The following is a 22909-nucleotide window of genomic DNA, read 5'->3' as shown; positions in this document are numbered from 1 at the left end:
GCGCACTTCTGAACGGCACACGCAGCACTCCGTCAGCGTGCCCGTTCCACGCGGCGCTCGTCCCACACCGGCTCCGGCGTCTCGCGTACCCGGCCGTCGCTGCCGAACACCAGGAAGCGGTCGAAGGACCGTGCAAACCAGCGGTCGTGGGTGACCGTCAAGACCGTCCCCTCGTACGCCTCCAGCCCCTCCTGCAGGGCCTCCGCCGACTCCAAGTCCAGGTTATCGGTCGGCTCGTCCAGGAGCAGGGCGGTGGTTCCCTGCAGTTCCAGCAGCAGGATCTGAAAGCGCGCCTGCTGCCCGCCGGAGAGCCGGTCGAAAGCCTGGTCACCCTGCCGGTCCAATTCGTAGCGGCGGAGCGCCGACATGGCCGCGCCGCGGTCCCGGGCGTGCTCGGTCCACAGGATGTCCACCAGGGTGCGCCCCATCAGTTCGGGATGCGCATGTGTCTGGGCGAAATGACCCGGTACCACCCGTGCGCCCAGTGTCGCCGTGCCCGTGTGCGCCACGCCCTCTCCGGCCAGCAGCCGCAGGAAGTGCGACTTGCCCGACCCGTTGGAGCCGAGCACCGCCACCCGCTCGCCGTAGAAGATCTCCAGAGAGAAAGGCTTCATCAGCCCAGTCAGCTCCAACTGCGCACAGGTGACGGCCCTCACCCCGGTGCGCCCGCCGTGCAGACGCATCCGGATCTCCTGCTTGCGCGGTGGCTCCGGCGGCGGACCGGCCTCCTCGAACTTGCGCAGCCGGGTCCGCGCCGCCTGGTAGCGAGAAGCCATGTCGTCGCTGCGCGCGGCGTACTGCTGCAGGTCGCGCACCAACTTCTTGAGTTGGGCGTGCTTCTCGTCCCAGCGGCGGCGCAGCTCCTGAAACCGGGCGAACCGCTCCTGCCGCGCCTCGTGGAAGGTGCCGAAACCGCCGCCGTGCACCCAGACGTCGGAGCCGGCCGGGCTCGGTTCCACCGCGATGATCCGCTCGGCGGCCCGCGCCAGCAGCTCCCGGTCGTGCGAGACGAACAGCACCGTCTTGCCGGTCTCACCGAGCCGGTTCTCCAGCCATCGTTTGCCCGGTACGTCCAGGTAGTTGTCGGGCTCGTCCAGCAGGAGCACCTCATCGGGACCGCGCAGCAGCGCCTCCAGGACGAGCCGCTTCTGCTCACCGCCCGAGAGCGTGCGAATCTGACGCCACTGCGCCTTCTCGTACGGCACGCCGAGCGCGGCCATGGTGCACATGTCCCACAGGGTCTCCGCCTCGTAGCCGCGTACCTCCGCCCAGTCGGCCAGGGCCTGGGCGTACTTCATCTGAGAGGCCTCGTCGTCCACCGTCAGGATCAGGTGCTCGGCCGCGTCCACGGCCTGCGCGGCTCGCCGGATGCCCGGCGACGCCACTGACACCAGCAGGTCGCGGACCGTGCTCTCGTCCCGCACCGAACCGACGAACTGCCGCATCACCCCGACACCGCCGCTCGACGTGACCGTGCCGCCGTGCGGCTTCAGCTCGCCGGACAGCAGCCGCAGCAGGGTCGTCTTGCCGGCGCCGTTCGCGCCGACCAGGGCCGCCACCGCTCCCTCGCCCACCCGGAACGACACGTCGCCGAGCAGTATCCGCCCGTCGGGCAGGTAGTACTCGAGGTGAGAGGCCTCCAGATGTCCCATTCTTTCCTGTGTCCTTGTCTGCTGTACGGCTGCTGTACGGATACGGCGTGGGTGCGCCGGCGCGCTGTGTGGGGCAGGCGGCTCCCGGACCACGGTGCCAGGCGAGCTTGGTCGACGGCTGCTCATTAATTTCCGGGCCGCCGGGGCATCCGTTCAGGCTGCCTGGTCGAGGACCTTCATCCGGAAATGGTCCAGCACGGCTTGCATCCGGGAGATGGTTTCGGCCACGTCGCTGCCCTCCACGTGCGTACAGGTCGCCCACCCAGCGGCGCCGGGGGGATCGGTCATGCGCCATCGGGTGGGCCGAGGGTGGTGGAGTCGTACAGCTCCGGGTCCGCTGGATCGGGGTGGGCAGAGCCGGGGGTGCCGGCCGGGGCCGTGAACCGGTGGCGTACGGCGAAGGCGATGGCGGCGCCCGCGAGCAGGGCGGCGACCGCGGCGACGAAGGCCGCCCAGGTGCCGTAGGCGCTGACGAGGAGACCGCCGAGCTGGGCGCCGACGGCGGTGCCGACGACGTTCACGGTGATGACCCAGGTGAAGGCCTCGGTGATGGCGCCCGACGGGGCCGTGCGCGCGACGAGTTCGTACTCCACGGCCGTCACCGGGGCGATGATCACGCCGCCCAGGGCGAGGGCCACGCCCATCGACCAGTTGTCCCAGGCGAGCAGGGGTAGTGCGGTGAACGCGGACAGGATGAGCAGGCCGATGGCGAAGGTGCGTTCGGCGGGCCAGTCCCGGGTACGGCTGCCGTACCAGAGCCCGCCGACGAGCCCGCCGACGCCCCAGGCACCGAAGATCAGGCCGATGCTGTCCGCGGAGCCGTGTTCCTCGGCAAAGGCGGGCAGGACCAGGTTGAACACGCCCATGGACACGGCCGCGCAGACCAGGACGGCCAGCAGCCGGACCAGGCCCGGCGAGCGCAGCGCGCCCAGCAGGTCGCTCTCGGTCTCCTCGGCGCGCCAGTTGCGCGAGGCTTGCGTGGTGGCGAAACCGATGGCCCCCACGCCCGCCAGAAGCCCGCCGACGACCAGGGCCGTGGCCGGGGTTCCCCAGAACAGTACGGCGCTGAGCAGCAGCGGTCCGCCGATGACGAAGACCTCGCTGAGCACCGCTTCCAGGGAGAATGCCGCCTCCCGGCCGCTGGGCAGCGCGCTCCACAGCGACCGGACACAGCCGCTGACCGGTGGGATCGTGGCGCCCGCGACGCTCGCGCACACCAGCTGCGGGATGCGGGCGTCGGACGCCGTGCACACCAGGCCGATCAGTGCCAGCGGGTGGACGACACCGGTCAGGAGGAGCAGGGGAGTCTGGCCGTGCACGTCGACGCGGCGGGCGACGACCGGCGCAAGCACCGCACCGCCCAGCGTGTAGCAGGCCAGCAGCAGGCCCGCTGAGCCGTAGCCCGTGCCGCGCGAGGTGGCGAACACCACGAGGGCGAGCGTGACCAGGTACAGCGGGAACCGGCCGACGGTGCTCCACAGCAGTGGGGCGCGCATGGCCTTGTCGCTCAGGACTGTGAGGAACCGGTTCCCGGCCGGCGGGGGCTTGGAGTCGGTTTCGGTGGACGGCTCTTCGGGCCAGGTGTCGGATGCGGCGTGAGTCATGGCATTCTCTCGGTTCTCGTGGGGACGGTCCACGAGGAGGGACGGTCCGCCGGGCAGGGAGGTGCCGTCAGAGCGCGGCAATGACGGCGGCGATCTCCTTGGCCAGCAGGATCTGTTCCGCCTCGTCGAGTTCCGGGGTGAGCGGTACGCACAGGGTGCGGCTCAGCCCGTCGCGAGTTGCGGCGAAACCGTCCCGGCTCAACGGCGCGTAACGGTCGTCGCCGTCGGCCAGGTTCCACGGGAACCCGTCCGCGTACAGCGAGGCGCGGCCCGCCACCACCGGGTGCTCCGGCAAAAGGTACTTGTCCAGGCTCCAGCAGGGCAGCCCCCGTTCCTCCAGCCGCTCCATGGCCCGGTCTCGAAGATGTGGCGACTCCAGCCGCAGCCGCACGCTGGTCTTGACGTCACCGGGGCGCTTGGGAATCACGCTGACGTCCGAGCGCTCGCCGAGTGCCTCCAGCGTCAGGGCGTAGTGCCGCTCCAGAGAGGAGAGGATCTCGTCCAGCCGCCGGAACTGCTGGAGCTGTACGGCGGCCACGGCCTCGTTGGCACACAAGTTCTCGCCGTAGAACGCGCCGGGGTTCCAGCCCGGGTACTTGCCCTGCTCACGGGCCGAGCCATGGTCGGTGTAGGAGCGCAGGACGTCCCAATGGGCGGGGTCGCGGACCACGACCAGGCCGCCCTCGCCGGAGGTGAGGATCTTGGCGTGGTGAAAGCTGTACGTGCCCGCATAGCCGACGGTGCCGGCGTGCCGCCCGTCCGTGTGGCGTCCGCCCATGGCCTGCGCGCTGTCCTCGATCAGGTACGGCACCCGCTCGGGCAGGTCGACGACGGTGCCCTCCATGTGCGCCACCACCACTCGCTCCGCGTCCGCGGGCAGCAGCGAGGCGTCCAGGCCGAACCGCTCATCGACGTCGACGAGGACCGGAACCAGTCCGCAGGACAGCACGGCACCGGCCACCGCGACGAACGTGACCGCCGGTATGTACACGGGGTCGCCGGCCCGCGGTCGGGTGCCCATCAGCGCCACACGCAGGGCCTGTGTGCCGTTCGGCACGGTCAGCGCCCGCCCCGCGCCGAGCCGCTCGGCCGCGTACGCCTCCAGCAGGTCGGCGTTGCTCGGCGCAGGGGCGCTGTAGCGGAAGAGGACCTTGTTGTTGAGGGACCGGTGCAGTTCTGGGGTGTCCGCCAGGGAGAGGTAGTTGGCGCCGTAGGGGAAGGGACGCAGCATCAGCAGGCTTCCGTTCGAGATGGGTGGACAGGGGCTGCGGGGAGAGGCCGCGTCAGAACGGGGCGAGCAGGAGCTGCCGGACCTGACGGGCGACGCGCTGGGCGCCGCGCCGGTCGTCGCCGGCGTGCTCCAGTGCCCGGGAGATGCGGTTCCAGAGCGGGTCGGCACCTCGGACGGCACGGTCGGCCGAGGTGTCCGGTGCGGCCGCGTCGAGCACCTCGACGCCGGCCGCCTCCGTGATCCCGTTAAGCCGAGTGGCCTGGTCCGCGTCCAGCGCTGGGAGCAGCAGCAGCGGGACCCGAGCGACGTGCGCCTGGTTGACGGCAGTCAGCAGGGGCGAGGAGACCAGCAGCGACGCCTCTGCCAGCAGCCGCTCCGTGGCGGCCTCCTCGACCCCTACGACGGGCAGCGCGCCGGTGTCCTCTCCGGCCGCGGACAGCAGGGCGGACCGCGCGAGCACCGGCGCGTCCAGGACCACACCGAGCAGCGGTTTCCCGTCGTACTGTGCCGCCTCCGCGGCGGCGCGCAGGGCCGCGCCCGCCCGGGCGACGGCCGCGTGGTCGGCGGGGTGCAGATCCGGTGTGGACAGCTGGACGACCGCGCCGCGCGCCGCACGCGCCCGGGCGGCCCGGGGCGGGGCGATCGTGCCGACCGTGTGCACGCCCATGGCGCGCTGCCCGCCCAGCCAGCCCGGCCGGTGCAGGCAGCGGACGGCCGACGGCGGCCAGGTGTCGCCGGGCGGGGGGCCACCGGAGGCGACGAACACAACCGGCACGCCGGAGGCGCTCAGGCGCGCGGCGAGCACATCGTCGTCGCACACCACGGCGGCGCCGAGGGCGGGGCCTGCGTCCGGCTCACCGGTCAGCTCGACTTCGGTGAGGTGGGCGCTGACATGGCGCAGCGCGGCCTGGGACTCCAGCGTGGGTCGGGCGGCGGCGAGCACGCGCAGCCGCGGCGGGGCGGGATGCGGGGCGGTGGTGGGTGAGGACATGGTGGCTCCGGGCGCGGTCGGTTCCAGACGCGGGCGTGAGGGGAAGGCGGGGCCGTCAGTAGTTCCAGGCCGGTACGGAGCCCATGCGGGCGAGGTCGTCGCTGTAGCCGGCGGCGGTCGCGGAGCAGCCGCCGCACATCGTCGGGCCCTGCTGCTTGAAGAGACCCGCGTGGGTGCGGAAGACCGGGCTGTCGAGCATGACCTTGCCGTCGTCGGTGCGCAGCGGCGCGCCGCCGGGGCCCTCGTCCCCCTCCTTGTGCGGAAGGCAACTGCACGAGAACATCCGGCCGTTCTTGCCGTCCAGGTAGATCACGTCGTCGGTGACCAGACACAGCGGCTCCGAGGCGCGCGGCGGCAGGGACTCCTCGAAGAAGGCCTTCTGCTCCTCGGGTGTGTCGCCGTAGAAGCGCTTGCCGAGCGGTACGAGCGTGGTGGCCGGGTCGGCGGTGTAGATGGGCTCACAGGCGGCGATGACCTCCTCCGCCGACGGATAGCGGATCTCACGGTCCAGCTTGATCGCGGACAGCTCCCACTGCTGGACGCCGAGGTCGGTCAGCACCCGCTGCAGCTCGGGCATCTGCGCGAAGTTGTGCGGTCCCACGACGGAGTTGACGCGCGGGATGATCCCCAACTCCTTTGCCCGGCGCAGCCCTTCCAGGCCGTTGTCGAACATGCCGGGAGAGCGGCGGTAGACGTCGTGGGTGGCAGCGGAGGAGCCGTCCAGGCTGACGATCACCTGGGCCAGCCCGGCGTCGGCGAGCCGGTCGACGAGGCGGGGCAGGAACATGCCATTCGTGATCAGCGACATGCGCATGCCGTGCTCCGTGCCCATGCGCACCAGATCGACGACGTCCCGGTGCATCAGCGGCTCGCCGCCGGTGAAGCGGACGTAACCCACCCCCTTCGCCACCGCCTCCGGCAGCAATTCGGCGAAGTCCTCCGGGCTGAACCGGTAGGTGTCCCGGGAGAGGGCGAACTCGCACATGAAGCAGTCGGCGTTGCATGCCTCCAGCACACGGATGAACAGATACCGGTGTCGTTCCTGCATGATCGGTCAGCCTTTCAGGAAGGGAGGTCGGCGGGGCGGTGACTGGTGCCGCGGCGAGCCGCGGTGGCCAGTACGATGTCGGCGACCTGGGCCGCGCCGCCGGTGCCGACGAGCCGGGCCAGGGCGGTCCATTGGCCTTGCTGCCGCTCGACCGCGGCGAGGCAGGCGCCGATGCGCTCGGTCAGGGCCGCGCGGACCGGCGCGGGGGTGCGGGCGGCGCGCTCGATCCCGCCGTAGATCAGTTCCAGGGCGGCATCCTCGCCGGGCGATCCACCGCCGTCCGCGACGTCACCGGGTGCCGTGGCCAGGCGGGCGTCGAGCACCTCCTGGGCGCGGAACACCTCCTCAGGCCACTCGGCGACCGGTGCCTCGGTGGCCTGCGCGTAGAAGGAGGCGTTGAGGATCTGGCTGATGTTCTGCGGGGGCAGGCACACCACGGGCACCCCGCGCGTGCTGGTCTCCAGCAGCGTGGTCAGACCGGGGGAGGTGAGCAGGACGTCGGCCTCAGCGATCTCGGTCAGGAAGCCCTGGTGGCCGAGGGCGCCGCTTCGTACGTCGAGGCCCGCCGGAACGGTGATGCCGTCGAACACCCCCTCGGGCACGTTGCCGCACAGCGTGACCTGCCGGGTGCCCCACGCGGCGAGAGCGTCAAGCGCGGCCGGCACCGTCAGGGACAGGTAGGCGGAGGGATCGTCCAGCAGCGGTGACAGCAGGCCGCCCAGGCTGACCACCGCTCGGCGTTCGCCGGCCGGCCGCATCTCGCCTCCTGTCCGAACCGGCCCGGGGACGACCACCGACTCGACCCAGCGCAGGTTCTCCACACGCGCGAGCACGGGCCAGGCCGGACCCGGCAGCCCGGGAACCAGCTGCGCGCAGTAGGCGCTGGCTCGCAGCGGCAGGCTGTCCAGATCGTCCTTCGTCCACAGGAACGGCAGGCTGTCGACGAACACGACGGGGCAGCCTGCGTCCTCCAGCGCCACTGCAGCGGCCCGGTCCAGGACGCACACGGCGGCGTCCAGGGACCGCTCGTCCACCAGGGCGCGCAGCGCCCGCGCATCCGTGAGGTCGACGTCGTGCCACTCTTCGACACCGTGGCCGCGCACGATCTCGCGGCCGAGCCGCGAGCCGAGCCCGACGAAGCGCACGCAGTCGCCGAGCTCCGCCCGCAGCGCGTGCACGATCGCACCGAGCTTTCCGGCGCTGCCCCAGCCGAACTCGACACCGCACAGGGCGACGGTCACGGCGGTGGGCGGCCGGCCGGGCCCGGCGGCCGCGGGGAGTGTCCGCAGTGCGGTCGTCATGCCGGCACCACCGTTTCCGCAGCGGCCGGCTCCACCGCGGGCGTGTCGGGGCGGTCCGCCGCGTGCCGGTGGTAGGCCAGGGCCGGGTCCAGCTCCGGTGCGCTCCACGGCCCCGGCCGGACGCCGAGACCGGCCGCCCAGTCCAGGGCGGTGCGGACCGCGCCGTCGAGGCACTGCGCGGACCAGCTGCCGTCGAACGGCAGCTGCAGCACCGGGGAGATCTCGCCGAGTGCCGAAATCATCGGGCTGTAGGTGGTGCCGGGGTCGAGCAGCAGGGCGACGGGCTTGCGCAGCGCGGAGGCCCAGCCCAGTTCGAGCGCGACGCCCGTGGAGGGCGGGGTCCCCGGGTAGGCGAGGACCAGGTCGGCGCACTGCATCGCGCGGAAGTCGGAGGGGACGCACTCCTGTGGGGGCAGACCCCACTCGCCCCACCCCTCGTTGTGGTGGGCGTTGAAGACTGCATGCCCGCCGTCGAGAAGTGCCTCACGCAAGGCCGACAGCCGCTGCCGCCACTGCGGACGGACCACGCCATCGGCCGGATCGATGAACTGCACGAACGGCGCGGCGAGAAAGACACGCAGGCCACCGGTGAGGCCGTCGCCGAAGCGCCGGCCGGCCGCGGTGTGCGCCGCGGCAGCGGACGTAGGGGGCAGGGGAGTGGTGCCGCTCATGCCTGCTCACCTGCCTCGGCCAGCCGGTCGTACTTCAGGGCATTACCGCGTGCCAGCTCCACCGGGTAACGCTGCTCGTTGACGGCGAGCTTCTCGCGGGCGGCCGCGAGCAGGTCGATACCGGCCGAACGGGACAGCCGCAGCAGATAGTTGAGGATGTCGGCCAGCTCGTGGGCGAGTTCGCGGCGGAACTCGGGGTCCTCGAAGGGGCGTGCCGCGGCCTCCTCCGGGGTGAGCCACTGCAGAAGCGCCAGCAGTTCCCCGCTCTCGCCGCCGAGGGCCATCGCCAGGTTCTTGGGGTTCTGGAAGGCGTCCCAGCCGCGTGCGGCTACGAAGGAGTGCAGTTCGACGGCGTACTGGTCCAGGTCACTCATGTGCGTCTCCGGTGCGGTGTGGCGCTGCGGGCAGGATCAGGCCCCATTGAACGATGCAGGTGTCGGGGTGGTACGCGGCCGGCATCAGGCCCTCCAGGGACCAGCCGCGGCTCTGCATGAGCGCGGTGATGGCGGGATCCGGCGGCTGGTGACTGTAGAGCTTGCGACCGAGCCCGCGGTGCAAGTCGGGCAGCTGGTCCAGGAGTTGGGCGAGGACGGCTGGATGGTCCGCGCACAGCGGCATCAGCTTGACGGACAGGCCCTTCTTCGGGCCGGCGGCGGCCACTCCGCGCACGGTGTTCGTTTCGTCCACCGCCACGTGCACGATCTTGAACTTCTGGTTGACATCACCGTGGTGGCGCCGGTTGTGCCCGGCTATCAGCGCGTCCACCCAGTCCGCGTTCACACCCCGGTACGCGGGCTGCATCGCGCGCAGCACCAGCTCACGTAGCCCGGGCGCGTCCTGTGGCCGGAACAGGCGGATGCGGGCGCCGCTCACTGCGCCGCTGTGGTCGTCCCCGGCGGGCCCCGTGCGCCGGGTCAGGTCCTTGTAGAGCATGTGCTCGGTGCTGTCCGACTTGTACTGGCCGGGCGCGCCGCCCGCCAGCACGAAGCCATGCCAGAGGAAGAAGTCGATCGCGGCGGTGTTGGCGGCGGCGACCGTGCAGTAGAGCTGCCGGGCGCCGGCCTCGCGGGCGAAGTCCTCCGCCGCGCGCAACAGCGTGGTGCCGAGTCTGGAGCGGCTGCGGTGCTCCGGCACGAGGATCAGCGGACTGATCTTCACCGTGCCCTGGCGCTTGATCACCAGGTGCAGCACACCCAGCCGCTCGGCGTCGGGTGTGTCGTCCGAACACAGCACGAAGGTGCGCTGGGAGTGGGAGAAGTGGCCGAACGGGTCGCCTCCGGAGGCGAGGTGCGCATCGAGGACGCGATCGGCGTGCGCGGCGTGGTCACCGTCGTAGAACGGGCTGAGCGTGCTGGTGAAGAGGGACCTGAGGAAGTCTCGGTCGTCCTCGCCGGCCGCGCGGATGCGCGGGGAACCGGCCTGGGGCGGCTCAGTCATGGGCAAGGGCATGTGTGTCAGGGCTGTCACCGTGTGATCACCTTGGTCTGGGTCGCTGGGCTGCTGTCGCTGTTCACACCAGGTGCCGTCCGGCCGAAAGGTCCCGCATGGCACGGGACTTGCGCATGTACCGGGTGGGCGGGGTCTTCTTCAGCCAGCGGTTGGTGCCATGGGACTCCGCATCGTGGGTCGCCGTCTGCCGCGGGACCACACGCCCTGTCGTCACCGCGCGCCCGCCGCGGCGGGCGCCGAGACGTCCGGGACAGGGCCTCGACATCACCGCGGCTCTCTCGTTCGTGACAGGACGCTAGGCGCGGCCGGACAAGTTTGTCAATCACTCATTGAGGCTTGTCAAACTTTGGCAAGTGATCTAGCTTCGAACTGACCGAGCGGCCGCCGCCGGCTTCCGGGGGACACCCCGTTCCGGGCCGGTCCGACCGCGCACTTGCCAGCCTCCGGTGGGCCTACAGACACCACCGCACTCAACATTCCGGGGGAAGATTCATGAAGATCGCCCGTCGTCGCACCACCACCGCCGTTCTGTCGGCCGCCGTCCTCGCACTCGGGGCGGCCGCCGTCCACGTCGGCACCGAGGGCCGTACGGTGCAGGCCGCGCACGCGAGGATCGACTGGCCGCTTCACGGCGCGCACGACGTCCGCGTGCAGTCCGCTACGGCCGCCGTGGCGAACCCCATCGACTGGCCGTAACCTGCGGGCGCCCGATCGCTGAGAGGGTTTGCGCCCGGTGCGGTACGGGCCGCTGCGACCGGCCTTGACCTGTACGGCATCTGCGGTGACGGGCTGACCTGCGCGGAGCGTCCAGTGCGGCGGGCTGTGGCCTGCGTCGTGGGCGGCCGGGGTTACTGCTCGTGCCCCGACGACGGGCGCCGGACATCCGCGGCCGGCCCCCGCTCGCCGCGACGGACCGCTCTGCGTTCCGGCCTGGGACCGGCGGGCCGCCGTGCGGCGTCCCACGCCGGGCGGAAGCGGTGTCCGGGCGGGGCTTGCGAAGTCCGCGGTCCCGGTGCCAGGCCCGGTTTGCCGGGTCGCCGTCCCCTCGCCGGACACAGGGTTGCCAAGAGTTGACAACCCTGTGTCCCGCACTGAATATGGTTCCGTTCACGGGGGCAACAGGCTCAGGGATGGCAGGGATGGCTAAGTGCTCGAACAACCCGAGTTCGGACAGCTATTGAAGACCCTCAGACAGGAGCGGGGCCTGTCCCAGGCCGAGGTTGCCGAGGGGGGCATGTCCACCGCGTATCTGTCACGCCTGGAGTCCGGGGCCCGGCGCCCGACCGCCAAGGTGCTCGACCACCTCACCCGGCGACTGGGCGTGCCCGCGTCCGTCTTCCAGGGCACCCACACCTCGCTGCTGGGTCAGGCCCTCGCCTCCGCCAGCTCCTCGGACGACACCGACGACGCCATACGGCTGCTCGGCGAGGCCGTCCAGGCAGGGAGCGGCGAGGATCTCTCCTTGCGCTGGCTGTCCCTGTGGAAGCTGGCCCAGCTGCACGCCAAGCAGGGCAAGCGCCAGGACGAACTCGCCGCGGCACGCGAACTCATTGAGCTGAGCGACCGCCTCGGGGTGTCCACCCTCCAGGTGCGCTCCCGCACTCTCCTCGCCCGCTGCTTGCGTGCCGTCGGTGACATCGACGAGGCCCGCGCCGTCGCCCAGACCGCCCTCGGTACCGCCGACAACGGGGCCGTCCCAGTGGCGGACACCATCCGCGCCCAACTGGTACTCGTCTCTGTCGCGGCGGAGTCGGGCCTGATCACGGAGGCGCGCCGGCTCGCCGACCAGCTGCTGGAACCGATCGACGTCCTGCCCCCCGTGCTGCGTGCCGAGGCCCTGTGGTCGGCCGCCAACGTACGCATCCGCCAGGGTGACTACCCGGGCGCCGCCGAGCTGTTGCAGCGGGCCCTGACCGAACTGCCCAGCCACGACGACCTGATGCTGCGGCTGCGGCTGGCCGCCTCTTCCCTGTACCTGCAGATGACCCCGCGCCGGGTGACCGAGGCCCAACAGTGGCTGGCCGAGGCCGAACGCGCCGTGGGTCTCTTCGGAGGCCCGCTGCACCGCCAGGAGCTTCTCGTCATCAAGGCCCATCTCGCCTTTCACCAACGGGACTTGGTGCAGGCCAAGGGGCTGTGCGAACAGCTCACGGACGCCCTGCCGCAGCTGACCTTCCGCGACCGGATCCGGCTTGAGGTCCTCGCCCACCAGATCCGCATCCTTGAGGGCGACCGCGAAGCCGGCGTCCGCCGTATCGAGGAACTCGCCCAGGAGGCCCAGAGCGCCTCCAACGTCCACCTGGCCTCTGAGATCTGGCGCACGCTGGCCGAGACCCTGGCCTGGGCCTCGGAGAGGCAGGCCGCCCCCAGCCTCCGCGAGCCCTCGAACCTCCACGAAGGAGTCACCCGCTGATGCAGTCCGCGCTCCACGCTGACGCCGACGGGACGGCGGTCCCGGCCTCCTCCCCCTTCCTGGCGGTGGACGACCCGGCCACGTACACCGCGGCCGTCGAGCAGTTCCTCACCGACCCCTCGCCCGCGACCGTCCCGGTGTGGACCGGTGGCCGCCCGGACCTCATCGCCTCCGTCGGGCGCGCAGCCACGGTGTACGCGGGGGTGCGCCGCCCGCCCCCCCACGCACGCGGCATCCTGCTGAGCCCCGGCACCCTGCCCGCCGGGCTCGCGGCACTGATCGCACCGCTGGCCGAGGAGTGGCTCGACGAGAAGGAACTCACAGCCGCGCTCTTCGATGAACCCGGCGCGCGACGCGTAGCGCCGGACGAGGGGGAGGGTCCTGGCGATGGCACCACCACGGACGGGCCTCGGACCACGGGAGTGGCGGAGAGCCGTCTGGGTGTCGGCCCGGCGGACGGGCCTGGCGTCGGGGGCACGGCGAAGGACGGCGACATGCTCAAGGGGAGCCGGGACGGGGGTACTTCGGGCGCAGCCGGACCCGCCCCCGCGCGTTCCCTGGTGATCGCCGGCCTGTACGAGCACTTCACCCTCGACCCGCTGTGGGCCGCCCTGCTGGCTGCCGCCCACCGCGCCGACGTGTCGATCACCTTCCTCACCGGCCGTGACGCTGCGTCCCTCGCCTGGTTCACCGCCAAGCAGTACGCCCGCATCGCCGTGGACGTCCAGCAGCTGGGCATGTACACCTCCACCGACCGCCCCCTGGCCCCGGCGGGCATCCACCTGCGTGACGAACGCGACGTGGAGAGCGAGGACGTCAAAACCGAAATCCTCGGCGCCCGCTGGAGGCGCATCTTCTTCCAGGGCCACGGCAAGGACGACTCGCTCAACCTCGCCGACTTCACCGTGTGCGGCCTGAACGAGACCGCCCCGCGTGCCCCAGGGCTTCTCGGTCCGGCCTGCGCCTACGGCCCCACCTGCTACAAGCCCATGGACAAGCTGATCCAGCTGCGCGAGGTCCGCGCCGCCGAGATCGTCCTGAGCTCGTGCAACAACGCTCCCTTCGCCGACGCGGCCATCTACGACCCGAAGTACCAGCTGATGCTCAACGCGATCGACGGCACCGCCAAGGACGTTGTCGCCGCGGTCACCATCCATGACTCCGACCGCGTGGAGAACCGGGTCTGGATGGACGCCGCCCTCTCCGGAGCTCCCTCCGCCCCGAGCCTGAACGCCGGCATCTCCACCGCCCAGCCCTTCCCCGCCTACCTCCACTTCGGCATGGCCGCCGACGACGCGGGCCCCATACCCGAGCCGCCGTCCGTGGACCCCGAGCCGCTGCTCCTCACCACCTCAGCCCGCCTCACCGCCTACCTCGCCGGCGGGCTGCTGCCCCCCAACAACCCGCTGCGTCCCCGGCTGGGCAAGCTCGCCGCCAAGGTCGAGGGACTGGTCACCCGCCGCTCACTGGCGGTCCGTGACCAGACTGGCACGATGCGCAGCCTCCTGGACGATCTGCAGTCCCTGGACCAGGCCATAGCTGCACGGATCGCCGAGGACCCGGAGAACGAGCTCAGCGACTACCCGGCCCACTTCGGCGACCGCAGTCGTCTCGACACGTCCTCCACGGCGCAGGTGCTGTGCCACTGCGGTCGGCCCGCCGAGCGGTACACCCGCAGGGCCCTGGTGCCCACCGCGCTCGACACCGAGTGCGTCATCTGCCCGCGCTGCGGGGACGTCTCCTTGCGCCTGCCCGGCGCGCCAACGGTGCTGATCCACGCCGACGACGAGGCGCCCCAGGGCGGCACCCTCCGGGTACGGCTGGTGGTTCGCGGCGCCCGCACCGGCCCGCTGCGCCTCGGCGTTTACGTTCCGCGCTACCTGCGCGCCGACTGCGCGGTGGAGCCCGCACTGCACAGGATCCGCGTCGCGCCCGATGAGGACCGTGAGGCCGAGTTCATTTTGAGTCTGTCCGCCGACACCTCGCCCCAGGCCTACTACCTGACCGCGTACGCCGTGCAGGACCTCGCCGTGACGATGGCCCGCCGCCACTTCGGCGTCGTACCGAGCTGATCCCCGAGCCGTCCCGGACGTGCGTGCCCCCGTCTTCGCGGAATCGCGACGGCGGAGGTCGCGCGGGACCTGGGGATGCACCAGGGCACGGCGCAGACCTGGGCCCACCGCTCCCGGGGGCGCAATGATCTCCACCGGGCAGCGGCCGGCCCCGGGCCAGACACCCCCCAGCAAGATCCGCTTCGACCTAACGGAGTCCTACCAGCGCCTTGGCCAAGAGGCGCCAGGTGTCGGCGGCGAGATCCAAGCTGCCCTCGTCACGGGCGCTCGACGCCACTCGCTCGAGAGTCTCTGTACCTTCTGTGGTCTTTCCTTCACTGATGAGGAGTAGGCCGTCGAGCGCCGCCAATCGCGCTTTATCACGGTATGTAAGCAACAGCGTGGAGTCGTGAAGGGCTTGGTAGGCCGCCCTGGCGTCGGTCAACCGGCCTTCGTGGTAGGCCAGGTAGCCAAAGAGAAGCTCCATCTCCTGGCGGTACAGGGGGCTTCCGGTGATCTCGACCGCGTTGGAGACCTCAATAAGCCGGCGGCGCGCCATCTCGGTGTTGGGCGGAGACAGTTGCAGAAACAGGGAGGCGGTCGCGAGCCTGGCGCGGAGCCAGAGATTCGGATCGTGGTGAGTGGTGAGCAGCTGCAGCACTTCTTCCAGGTGCCGCTCCGCGGTCGCGTAGTCGCCCAGCCGCACCCGGACGGTTGCCGACGCCCACAGTGCCTCGACCCGCAGGTCGGGCCTGTCATTCGGGACGAGCTTGCGCAATTCGTCCGCGTAGGACAGGGCAGCAGTGAGCTGCCCGTCCTCGGCCTCGATGGAGATCATCGTAATCAGGGCACCGGCGGTCTCGGGCGCGTCCAGCGGCGTTCCGCGAGCGATCTCCAAGGCCCCTGTTGCGATCTCCCTTGCCCGACGCATCGCTCCTGTCGCCCGGAGGGAGCGGCCCAGTCGGGACCGGGCTCGGGATCTCAGGTCATCGAGCCCCAGGTCATCACTGAGTGAGACGAGGCGCTCCAGATAGTCCTGTTCCTCTTCTCGGCATCCAGTCCGTCCTGACACATCAGCCAGTAGCCAAAGAGCCTGGGCGCGAAGTAGCGGGTCCTCCTCGGGGTCGAGGGCCCCCTGGTCCGCCAATGCCTTCACTGCCGCGTCCGACCCCGCAGAGGTCGCGGAAATGAGTGCCCGTGCAAGCGAACTGACTTCACTGGGCTCTCCTGAGAGCTCCTCCACAGTGATGTTCAGTCGCTGGGCGATGTAGGCGACCACCTGCGCGGTGGGCGGCCTGGCGCCGGATTCCAGGCGGGAGAGATATCCCGGCGACACGCCTTCACCGGCAAGGGCCGCCTGCGACAGGTGTCGCTCGGTTCTCAGTTGCTTGAGGCGGCGCCCGAAGTCGGGCTGCTTCAGAGATTCCACGTTCCACTCGTCAGATCGATTCACGTACGTGCAGGGCGGCTGTGTCAGATCACTCGGAACTCACCACATCGTTGCCAGATTTGGCAAGATGTTGGAAATTTCTGGCACCACAGACGTGCTAAGGGGTCTGTACCCACTACTTTAGGACACGCAGTGGTGAAGCTTCGTAATCTCGCCACAGGGACCCTCCTCGCCGGGGGCGATCTGCACTTCGCCACCTGAGCCGAGGCCCGGCTGAGGCGCTGTCACGTTGAGCCGGACCCGCGAGATGATCTTGATGTTGATCGTCTCGGGAGCGTCTGGCCGCGGAGTCCGCAGCGCCGTCGCACAAGGGCGACCGCTACCCGGTGGAGATCATCTCCACTGCGTGCGGCTGTGACTTCCGCTTCCCGCCCTCCTGTCGCGAGGTCGAGCAGCTGATGCCCGAGCGCGGCATCGAGGTCTCCTGCGAGACCGTCCGCCGCTGGTGCGCCGAGTTCGGCCAGGAGTACGCGAGCCGGCTGCGCCGATGCCGCCCGTGGCCCGGGGGCGGATGGAACCCGGAAGAGGTCTTCGTCGCGATCGACGGCAAGTTGCCCTCCAGGCACATTTTAGGCAAGAGAAGTTGTCAAGAGTTGACATCGTTTTGTCAACTGCAGCAACATCGTCTCAGTGCCGAGGATCTCCCAGCTATGCGGCGGGGGCTCCTTTCGGCTGAAGCGCAACTGTGGCAGGGCTCGACCGCTGCCGCTGGACCACAGGAGATACGGAGGAGGGTCTCGATTGTCAGCCCTTCATGCACACGTGGAGCACCGGACGATGGCAGACGCTGATCGGCGTGGCGCACCACCCCTGGACGGCCCGGGGCAGCCGGTCCCCAGGACCCTCGCTGACCACCTGGCGAAGTACGCTTTGCTCACACCCGACGCGCCGGCCATCCAGCATGGCGATGCCGTGCTGACCTACGCCGAGCTCGACGAACAGGCGACGCAGCTCGCGATCCGTTTGCGAGACCTGGGCGTCGCGCATCGAGCGCGGGTCGCGGTGGAGATCCCGCGCTCGATCGACCACTTCGTGGCGCTCCTGGCAATCTTCCGGGCCGGCGGGACCCACGTCCCGATCGATCCGGACCAGCCGGCCGAGCGCAGGCAGTCGATCGTTGAAGCCGCACAGGTCCACGTTCTCATTGGTCGAGGCCTGAGCATTGAACGTCTGTCGGCGTTCGCGGCGGCGGCGCCTGATACGCGTGATCTCGCCTACGTCATCCACACTTCTGGCTCAACCGGTACGCCAAAAGGCGTGATGGTCAGCCACGAGGCGTTCCTCCACCACCTGACGAGGGTCCGGGACGCCTACGGCTGCAGCTCAGGCGATCGGATCCTGATGCTGGCAGGCCCGGTCTTCGACGTGTCACTCGAGCAGGTCGGCCTCGCGGTCCTCAGCGGGGCCACGCTTGTCCTGCCCGACGCCGATTTCTGGATGCCGCAGGAGATCCCCGACAAGATCGCGGAGCTGGGCATCACGGTGGTTGACATCTCTCCGGCCTACCTCCGCGAGACGCTCGCCCATGTCGAACGCCGCGATCCCCGGCTGCGCACCCTGCGGCTGCTGAACATCGGCAATGACGTCATCCGCTACGGGGACCTCCAAGAGTGGTTCGCCAAGGACGTTCCGGCGGATGTCATCTGCTGCTACGGGCCCACTGAGGGCACGATCACCGCCACCGTGTACCCGGTCACTCCGGCGATGGCTGAGGGGAAGAACCCGTCAGCGTCGGTCCCGATCGGGTCGCCGCTCCCCGGAACCCGTGTCCATGTGCTGGACGAACAGCTGCACCCCGTCGAGGACGGTGCTGTCGGGGAACTGTTCATATCCGGGCCGCGAGTCGCCGCCGGCTATCTGAACCGTGCCGAGGAGACCGCCGCCCGCTTCCTGCACGACCCGTTCGCGGGTGACTCCGGTACACGCATGTATCGGACTGGGGACATGGTCCGCAGGCGGTCGGATGGCGGTCTTGAGTTTCACGGCAGACGGGACGGCCAGGTCAAGATCCGTGGTTTCCGGGTCGAGCTCGGCGAGGTGGAGCACGCTCTGCGTACTCATCCGGGCGTTCGCGCGGCTCACGCTCAGGCCGAAAAGGACCGCGACGAGGTCGCGATCACGGCTTACGTCGTGGGAGAGGTGGATGTGCGGGAGCTCGCCGAGGACCTCCGGAAGCGGCTCCCGGACCACATGGTCCCGGCGAAGTGGGCAACGCTCGACGCGCTGCCGTTCACGCCTGGGGGCAAGGTCGACCGGGCGGCGCTGCCCGCTGCCGGGCCTATCGTCGCCGACCCGAAGGGGGCCCGGTCCTTCTCTCGCACCGAAGCCGAGCTCTCGGACATCTGGGAGTCGCTGCTGGGCACTGCCCCGGCCACTGGGACAGATGATTTCTTCGATCTCGGTGGCGATTCGCTGAAGATCGCACGTCTCAGTGCGCGAATCGGCACGGTGTTCGGGGTCCGGGTTCCGCTGCGTCAACTCATGGAGCACAGCCGTCTGTCGGATCTCACGGAGCTCGTGGAGGACCTGGTACGGCGCGACTCTGCCCGTCCCGCCGCCAAGGAGACCTTCAAGACGCGTTCCGCAGCGTTCGACGTGACGGTCTCGGTCAGCGATCCAAAATTTCTCGGGACGCCGATTGGTCACCGTCGCACCTGGACGCTGGAACGTTCTCTCAGCGAATTCCAGTCGGATCTGGAGCATCTGGACCGGCTCGTCGCGTCGCAGACACGCGGTGTCGACCGACCTGTCATCAACGGGTCCTGGGATCGGAGCGGAGCTCGGTACACGCCCTCGCAGCTGGTCATCGAGGGCCAGGAGGTCATGCAGGACTGGGAGCGCCCGCTGATGCGGGCGATGGCGGCCCACGTCACCGAGAGCCGAGGGCACGTGCTGGAGGTGGGCTTCGGCATGGGAATCTCGGCCACCTTCATCCAGGAGTTCGGAGCAGCTTCCCACACGGTCATCGAGCCGAACGAAGACGTCATCGTCGCCTTCGAACGGTGGCGCGAAGGCTACCCGGACCGCGACATCCGGCTGGTTCGCGGGTTCTGGGACGAGGCGATCGACCAGCTCGCACAGTTCGACGCGATCTTCTTCGACACCTATCCGACCAACGAGCGCGAGTATCGCGACACGGTCGTGCACAGCACTAACTACGCGGAGAGCTTCTTCGAGGCGGCCGCCGCCCATCTTCGGACCGGAGGCGTCTTCTCCTACTACACCAACGAGATCGACACCGTCGGACGCTCCCACCAGCGCAGCTTGCTCAGGCATTTCTCCTCGTTCTCGGTGGAGGTGGTGCGCGATCTCGCGCCGCCGAGTGACTGCACCTACTGGTGGGCCGACTCGATGGTCGCCGTCAAAGCCGTTAAATGAGAGAGGCGGATACACGCATGCCCCCCAAGACGCTCGTGACCTATGTGCTGAGCGAAGAAGATGTCGAGGCGCTCGACGCTGTCATCCACGACATTGCGCGAGCGGGGCACGACCCGAGGTCCGGTGACCTGTACGACCTTGCGTGGCGGTATCTGGCCGGCGTCCCCGCCGGTCTGCGCGAGGCGCTGAGCGGTTTCCGCAACGCGGAGACCGGTAGCGCGTTCGCGATACGAGGCTTCCGCCTGGACCCGGACGGGATCGAGCCGACCCCGGTGAGCTGGGCCGAACCCGACTCGTTGCGGAGAGAGGAACTCTTCCTCGCGCTCACCGGTATGTGCCTCGGCGAGGTCTACGGTTGGTCGACCCTCCAGAACGGCAGTCTGATTCAGAACGTCCTGCCCCTGCCGGGCGTCGAGCACGAGCAGAGCGGCCACAGCAGTGACGTCCTGCTCGGGTGGCACACCGAGGACGCGTTCCATCCCTATCGGTGCGACTACGTCGGCCTGCTCTGCATCCGTAACCTCGACCGGGTTCCCACGACGGTCGCCTCGATTCGGGACATCGAGCTCAGCGAAGATGCCAAGAAGATCCTCTCCGAGCCCCGTTACGTGATCTATCCCGACACCGAGCATCTGGGTCAGACCCTCGACGACGGAACCCATTTCGGACTGTCAGAGATCCGGAAGCTGCAGGACAGTCCGGAGCCCGTGGCCGTCCTTTTCGGTCACCCCGATGAGCCTTACCTGCGGCTTGACCCCTTCTACATGACGACCTTCGGGACCGATCCCGAGGCCGAGGAGGCGCTCAAGGAGATCTGCGAGAAGCTCATGATCGCCGAGTACGACGTCGTCCTCGAGCCAGGCGACATCGTCTACGTCGACAACTTCACCGCGGTGCACGGCCGACGTCCTTTCCGCGCGAAGTACGACGGACGTGACCGCTGGCTCAAGAAGCTCACGGTGACAAGGAACCTTCGCGCTTCGCGCAGTCTGCGTCGCTCATCCTCCTGCCGAGTGATCGGCTGAGGTAGGGGATCCGTGCTGCGAGCGGGTGAATGAAATGCGGCGTCTGCCCTATGGGGTCAACCATCTGTCTTGGTGGGACCTACCTGAATGGCGTGCGGCCATCGACGATGACGGGCTCTTCCGGTACGGCCCTGTCACGGAGAGCCTCGCCACCAAGGTCGAGGAGGAGTTCCGTCAGATGCCGGGCGCACGGCACATGCTCGTCGTGGGCGACGCGACGCAAGCTCGGCGTCTGGCGCCGCCCACGACGAGGCCGGCCGTGGGAGACCGGGGCCACCTCCCGGCGGCGACCTTCTCGTCATTGAGGGCTGCGCCCGGGCCATGGGCGAAGTCCCCCCAGACGGTGCCATGGTCGGCGCCGAGGGCGGACTGGAAGACCATGCGCAGCCACCACGATCACGGCTCGCAGCGGTTGCCGGTCACGTACCCGACGTGGCAGGAGAATTCCTTCTACGGCGAGAACCTCGGGGTCAGTTAGGCAGTCCGCGCCACCCAGCCACAGCAGCTGCGACTACTCGAGGAGACCGGTGCCGACCTCGAAGGCAACCACGCGATCCCGCAGGACGCCCTGAGCGATCTGCCGGGCATGGAGCTCGCACCGCGGGGGCCAGGCGACTCGAAGCTGGGCGTGCGCATCGTGACGCCTGCCGCCGAACACCGCGACAGATTCCTTCGGCTCCTGGAAGAACGATCCATTCCGACATTTGCGCTCGATCGGTATTTCCTCCTCGACCACCCTGTCCTCACAGACCGCAAGTCGCTCTACTCCGACGGCTTCCCCCGGAACCCCGCCGAGGGCGACTCATGCGCGATCTCCCGTGACGGATTCGACCGGACCAGGGACCTGCTGGCCCGAACGTTCAGCATCCCGGTCGCGCCCGAGTACTCGTCCGAAGAACAGATCCGCTTCAGCGACCTCGTCCGCTTCGTCCTCTCCGGAAAGAAGTCATGCGTCCCTGTCTCCTGCTCGTCGATGGCCGGCCCGGCACCTTCACCGATCACGTCCTGAGCCGAGACGATCTCGACCTCGTGCTCTTGAGGTTCGAAGAGCACCTCTCCTCACTGCCCGCTGACCACCTCCTGCGCACGGCGGACATCCCCACGTTCACAATCGCCGCCGACGCCGACATCTGGCGGGAGGCTGAGCGCTACCTCACCTGGGTGGCGGGGCTCCCGGTACGACCGGCCCACTTCTGCAACCCACAGGAGCCCCTGCAGGAGATCTCCCAGAGGTTCGCCGGCCTCGTTGGCCTGCCACACCTCGACGCCGAGCAGGTCGCCTGGGTCCGGGACAAGACCGCAATGAAGCGGCGGTTCCGGGAAATCGGCATCCCCTGTGCGGAGTTCGCTGAGGTCGCGGACGGCGACGACGTCCTCGGCTTCGCGTCCGTGCACGGATGGCCGCTTATCCTCAAGCCGGTCGATGGCTGGTCATCCATCGACACCTACAAGCTCGACGACGAGCATGATCTCGCGAGGCTCCTTCCACTGCCTTCCTCACGGCGGTGGATGGTGGAGGAGTTCCTCACCGGACGCGAGTACCAGTTGTGCGCTCTCGTCGCTCACGGACGGGTCCTCGACACCTACGTCTCGTGGACGCCGTGCGCGCTGCTGGAGACCGTCTACGGCGGCATCAACGGCTCCATCAGCCTCGGCGTCGACGATGAACTGGGCGTAGACGCGAAGGAACTGGTTCAGCGCATCGTCGACGGTATGCGCATCGACCACGGCTACCTGCACATGGAGTTCTTTCGATCAGACGACGGTGGCGTCCACATGAGCGAGGTGGGAGCCAGGCTCGCCGGCTGCGAGCTGCCCACCAACCATGGGCTCGCCCGGAACTTCGACATGATGGCTGCGACGCTCGACACATACCTGGGCCGCGTGCCATCGCTGGAGTACTCGGCGCCGCGCTGTGCCGGAGACCTGTTGCTCCCCTACAAGCCCGGTCGCGTCGTCAAGGTCACGCCCCTGGAGACGCTGCTCTCAATGCCCGGGGTGGTTCGCGGCCGGATGAACGTCGCGAGCGGCGACGACCTGCCCGATCAGCGGGCCTCCCACGCCTCCGCCGGTTACGTGCAGATTGTCGGCCCGTCCCGTCAGGTCGTGGAGGACCGGATGACCGAGGTCTTGGACGCCTTCGAACTCGTGACGGAGGACGCGTCGTGAAGGCCTCAGCCTACGGCTGTCCCCTTTTCCTGGTGTCACCTTCTGGTCGCCCTGTTCGCGGCGGGGCTTCTGCTGCCACTGGTCGCGACGGATTTGTGGACGATGGCGCTGGCTCCAGCCGTCGGCGGGACGGCGTTGGGGCCGCTGACGGCGGTTCAGTACGAGCTGGTCGGCACCCATGCGCCCAGCGGTACCACTGCGCAGGCTTTCACCTGGGTCATGACGGGGACCGTCGCGGGCAGTTCGCTCGGCACACAGCTCGGAGGGCTCGTCATCGAGGTCTCCGGGGTCGGCGGGCGCCGTCACCTCATGGCCCGGCCTGGCGAATGACCCGCCTGACGCGCTGCTCACGCGTCCCGGAGATCACTTGAATGCGTCTTACATTACCCGACCAGACAAGGCTGATGTTCGATGACAATCCTTATAAATAACAAATTCAGCGATGAAGCCTCACGATGTCCATCGGGTCCCGTCGT

The 22909-nt window shown here is 69.4% G+C and carries 20 protein-coding genes and 1 pseudogene; 10 read left to right on the top strand and 11 right to left on the bottom strand.

Annotated features, from left to right (window positions below; all coding sequences use genetic code 11):
- Window positions 1-32: 32 nt before the first annotated feature.
- From OG870_RS20015 to OG870_RS19970, 10 genes are all read right to left on the bottom strand, one after another.
- A complete protein-coding gene (locus tag OG870_RS20015; RefSeq protein ID WP_266583775.1) occupies window positions 33-1652 on the bottom strand; it encodes an ABC-F family ATP-binding cassette domain-containing protein in 1620 nt (539 codons plus the stop codon).
- A 153-nt stretch (window positions 1653-1805) separates the two neighbouring features.
- Window positions 1806-1940 (bottom strand): hypothetical protein, encoded by a 135-nt coding sequence (locus OG870_RS20010; protein WP_266583777.1) that lies wholly within the window; start codon window positions 1938-1940, stop codon window positions 1806-1808.
- A complete protein-coding gene (locus tag OG870_RS20005) occupies window positions 1937-3256 on the bottom strand; it encodes an MFS transporter (RefSeq protein WP_266583779.1) in 1320 nt (439 codons plus the stop codon). Before OG870_RS20005 ends, OG870_RS20010 begins: the two co-directional genes overlap by 4 nt.
- Window positions 3257-3323: 67 nt before the next feature.
- Window positions 3324-4487 carry a DegT/DnrJ/EryC1/StrS family aminotransferase gene (locus OG870_RS20000; protein WP_266583781.1) on the bottom strand — a complete coding sequence of 388 codons (1164 nt, stop codon included), beginning with the start codon at window positions 4485-4487 and terminating at the stop codon, window positions 3324-3326.
- Between the two features lie 52 nt (window positions 4488-4539).
- Window positions 4540-5478, bottom strand: a complete 939-nt coding sequence (gene blsF, locus OG870_RS19995; RefSeq protein ID WP_266583784.1) for a CGA synthase-related protein — start codon at window positions 5476-5478, stop codon at window positions 4540-4542.
- Between the two features lie 55 nt (window positions 5479-5533).
- Entirely contained in the window at window positions 5534-6526 is a 993-nt protein-coding gene (gene blsE, locus OG870_RS19990) for a cytosylglucuronate decarboxylase (protein ID WP_266583786.1), read from the bottom strand.
- A gap of 14 nt (window positions 6527-6540) precedes the next feature.
- The gene (locus OG870_RS19985; RefSeq protein ID WP_266583788.1) at window positions 6541-7827 is read right to left on the bottom strand and encodes a hydroxymethylcytosylglucuronate/cytosylglucuronate synthase; all 1287 of its coding nucleotides are present in this window, start codon (window positions 7825-7827) and stop codon (window positions 6541-6543) included.
- Entirely contained in the window at window positions 7824-8498 is a 675-nt protein-coding gene (locus OG870_RS19980; protein ID WP_266583790.1) for a hypothetical protein, read from the bottom strand. Before OG870_RS19980 ends, OG870_RS19985 begins: the two co-directional genes overlap by 4 nt.
- Window positions 8495-8872 carry a nucleotide pyrophosphohydrolase gene (locus tag OG870_RS19975; RefSeq protein WP_266516151.1) on the bottom strand — a complete coding sequence of 126 codons (378 nt, stop codon included), beginning with the start codon at window positions 8870-8872 and terminating at the stop codon, window positions 8495-8497. Before OG870_RS19975 ends, OG870_RS19980 begins: the two co-directional genes overlap by 4 nt.
- A complete protein-coding gene (locus OG870_RS19970) occupies window positions 8865-9935 on the bottom strand; it encodes a GNAT family N-acetyltransferase (RefSeq protein ID WP_266583792.1) in 1071 nt (356 codons plus the stop codon). The genes OG870_RS19975 and OG870_RS19970 overlap by 8 nt, the downstream gene beginning before the upstream one ends.
- Window positions 9936-10439: 504 nt before the next feature.
- Between OG870_RS19970 and OG870_RS19965 the strand changes: the two genes are divergently transcribed.
- The 3 genes from OG870_RS19965 (at window position 10440) to OG870_RS19955 (ending at window position 14432) form a co-directional block, all read left to right on the top strand.
- Window positions 10440-10643 carry a hypothetical protein gene (locus OG870_RS19965; RefSeq protein ID WP_266583797.1) on the top strand — a complete coding sequence of 68 codons (204 nt, stop codon included), beginning with the start codon at window positions 10440-10442 and terminating at the stop codon, window positions 10641-10643.
- A gap of 451 nt (window positions 10644-11094) precedes the next feature.
- The gene (locus OG870_RS19960) at window positions 11095-12360 is read left to right on the top strand and encodes a helix-turn-helix domain-containing protein (protein ID WP_266516143.1); all 1266 of its coding nucleotides are present in this window, start codon (window positions 11095-11097) and stop codon (window positions 12358-12360) included.
- A complete protein-coding gene (locus OG870_RS19955; RefSeq protein WP_266583799.1) occupies window positions 12360-14432 on the top strand; it encodes a hypothetical protein in 2073 nt (690 codons plus the stop codon). The genes OG870_RS19960 and OG870_RS19955 overlap by 1 nt, the downstream gene beginning before the upstream one ends.
- Before the next feature lie 187 nt (window positions 14433-14619).
- Here the strand turns inward: OG870_RS19955 and OG870_RS19950 are convergent, their stop codons facing one another.
- Window positions 14620-15840 (bottom strand): helix-turn-helix domain-containing protein, encoded by a 1221-nt coding sequence (locus tag OG870_RS19950; RefSeq protein WP_266583801.1) that lies wholly within the window; start codon window positions 15838-15840, stop codon window positions 14620-14622.
- Between the two features lie 299 nt (window positions 15841-16139).
- Between OG870_RS19950 and OG870_RS48195 the strand changes: the two are divergent.
- From OG870_RS48195 to OG870_RS19915, 7 genes and pseudogenes are all read left to right on the top strand, one after another.
- Window positions 16140-16412: pseudogene (locus OG870_RS48195) on the top strand (IS6 family transposase); the annotation flags it as partial.
- Between the two features lie 319 nt (window positions 16413-16731).
- Window positions 16732-19239 (top strand): amino acid adenylation domain-containing protein, encoded by a 2508-nt coding sequence (locus OG870_RS19940; protein WP_266583807.1) that lies wholly within the window; start codon window positions 16732-16734, stop codon window positions 19237-19239.
- Window positions 19240-19256: 17 nt separating this feature from the next.
- Window positions 19257-20264: a guanitoxin biosynthesis L-enduracididine beta-hydroxylase GntD gene (gene gntD, locus OG870_RS19935; protein ID WP_327691212.1), complete on the top strand. Its 1008-nt coding sequence runs from the start codon at window positions 19257-19259 to the stop codon at window positions 20262-20264.
- A gap of 34 nt (window positions 20265-20298) precedes the next feature.
- Window positions 20299-20742 (top strand): hypothetical protein, encoded by a 444-nt coding sequence (locus tag OG870_RS19930; RefSeq protein ID WP_327691211.1) that lies wholly within the window; start codon window positions 20299-20301, stop codon window positions 20740-20742.
- Window positions 20743-20850: 108 nt separating this feature from the next.
- On the top strand, window positions 20851-21273 hold the full coding sequence (locus tag OG870_RS19925; RefSeq protein ID WP_266924775.1) for a hypothetical protein: 423 nt from the start codon (window positions 20851-20853) through the stop codon (window positions 21271-21273).
- 20 nt (window positions 21274-21293) lie between these two features.
- Window positions 21294-22433: an ATP-grasp domain-containing protein gene (locus OG870_RS19920; RefSeq protein ID WP_327691209.1), complete on the top strand. Its 1140-nt coding sequence runs from the start codon at window positions 21294-21296 to the stop codon at window positions 22431-22433.
- A 102-nt stretch (window positions 22434-22535) separates the two neighbouring features.
- Entirely contained in the window at window positions 22536-22763 is a 228-nt protein-coding gene (locus tag OG870_RS19915) for a hypothetical protein (RefSeq protein WP_266583815.1), read from the top strand.
- Window positions 22764-22909: the final 146 nt, after the last annotated feature.

This window comes from Streptomyces sp. NBC_00461 (assembly GCF_036013935.1).
In the GTDB taxonomy this organism is placed as follows: domain Bacteria; phylum Actinomycetota; class Actinomycetes; order Streptomycetales; family Streptomycetaceae; genus Streptomyces.
The sequence above is the reverse complement of the archived record's forward strand: the minus strand, read 5'-3'. Positions and strand labels throughout refer to the sequence as shown.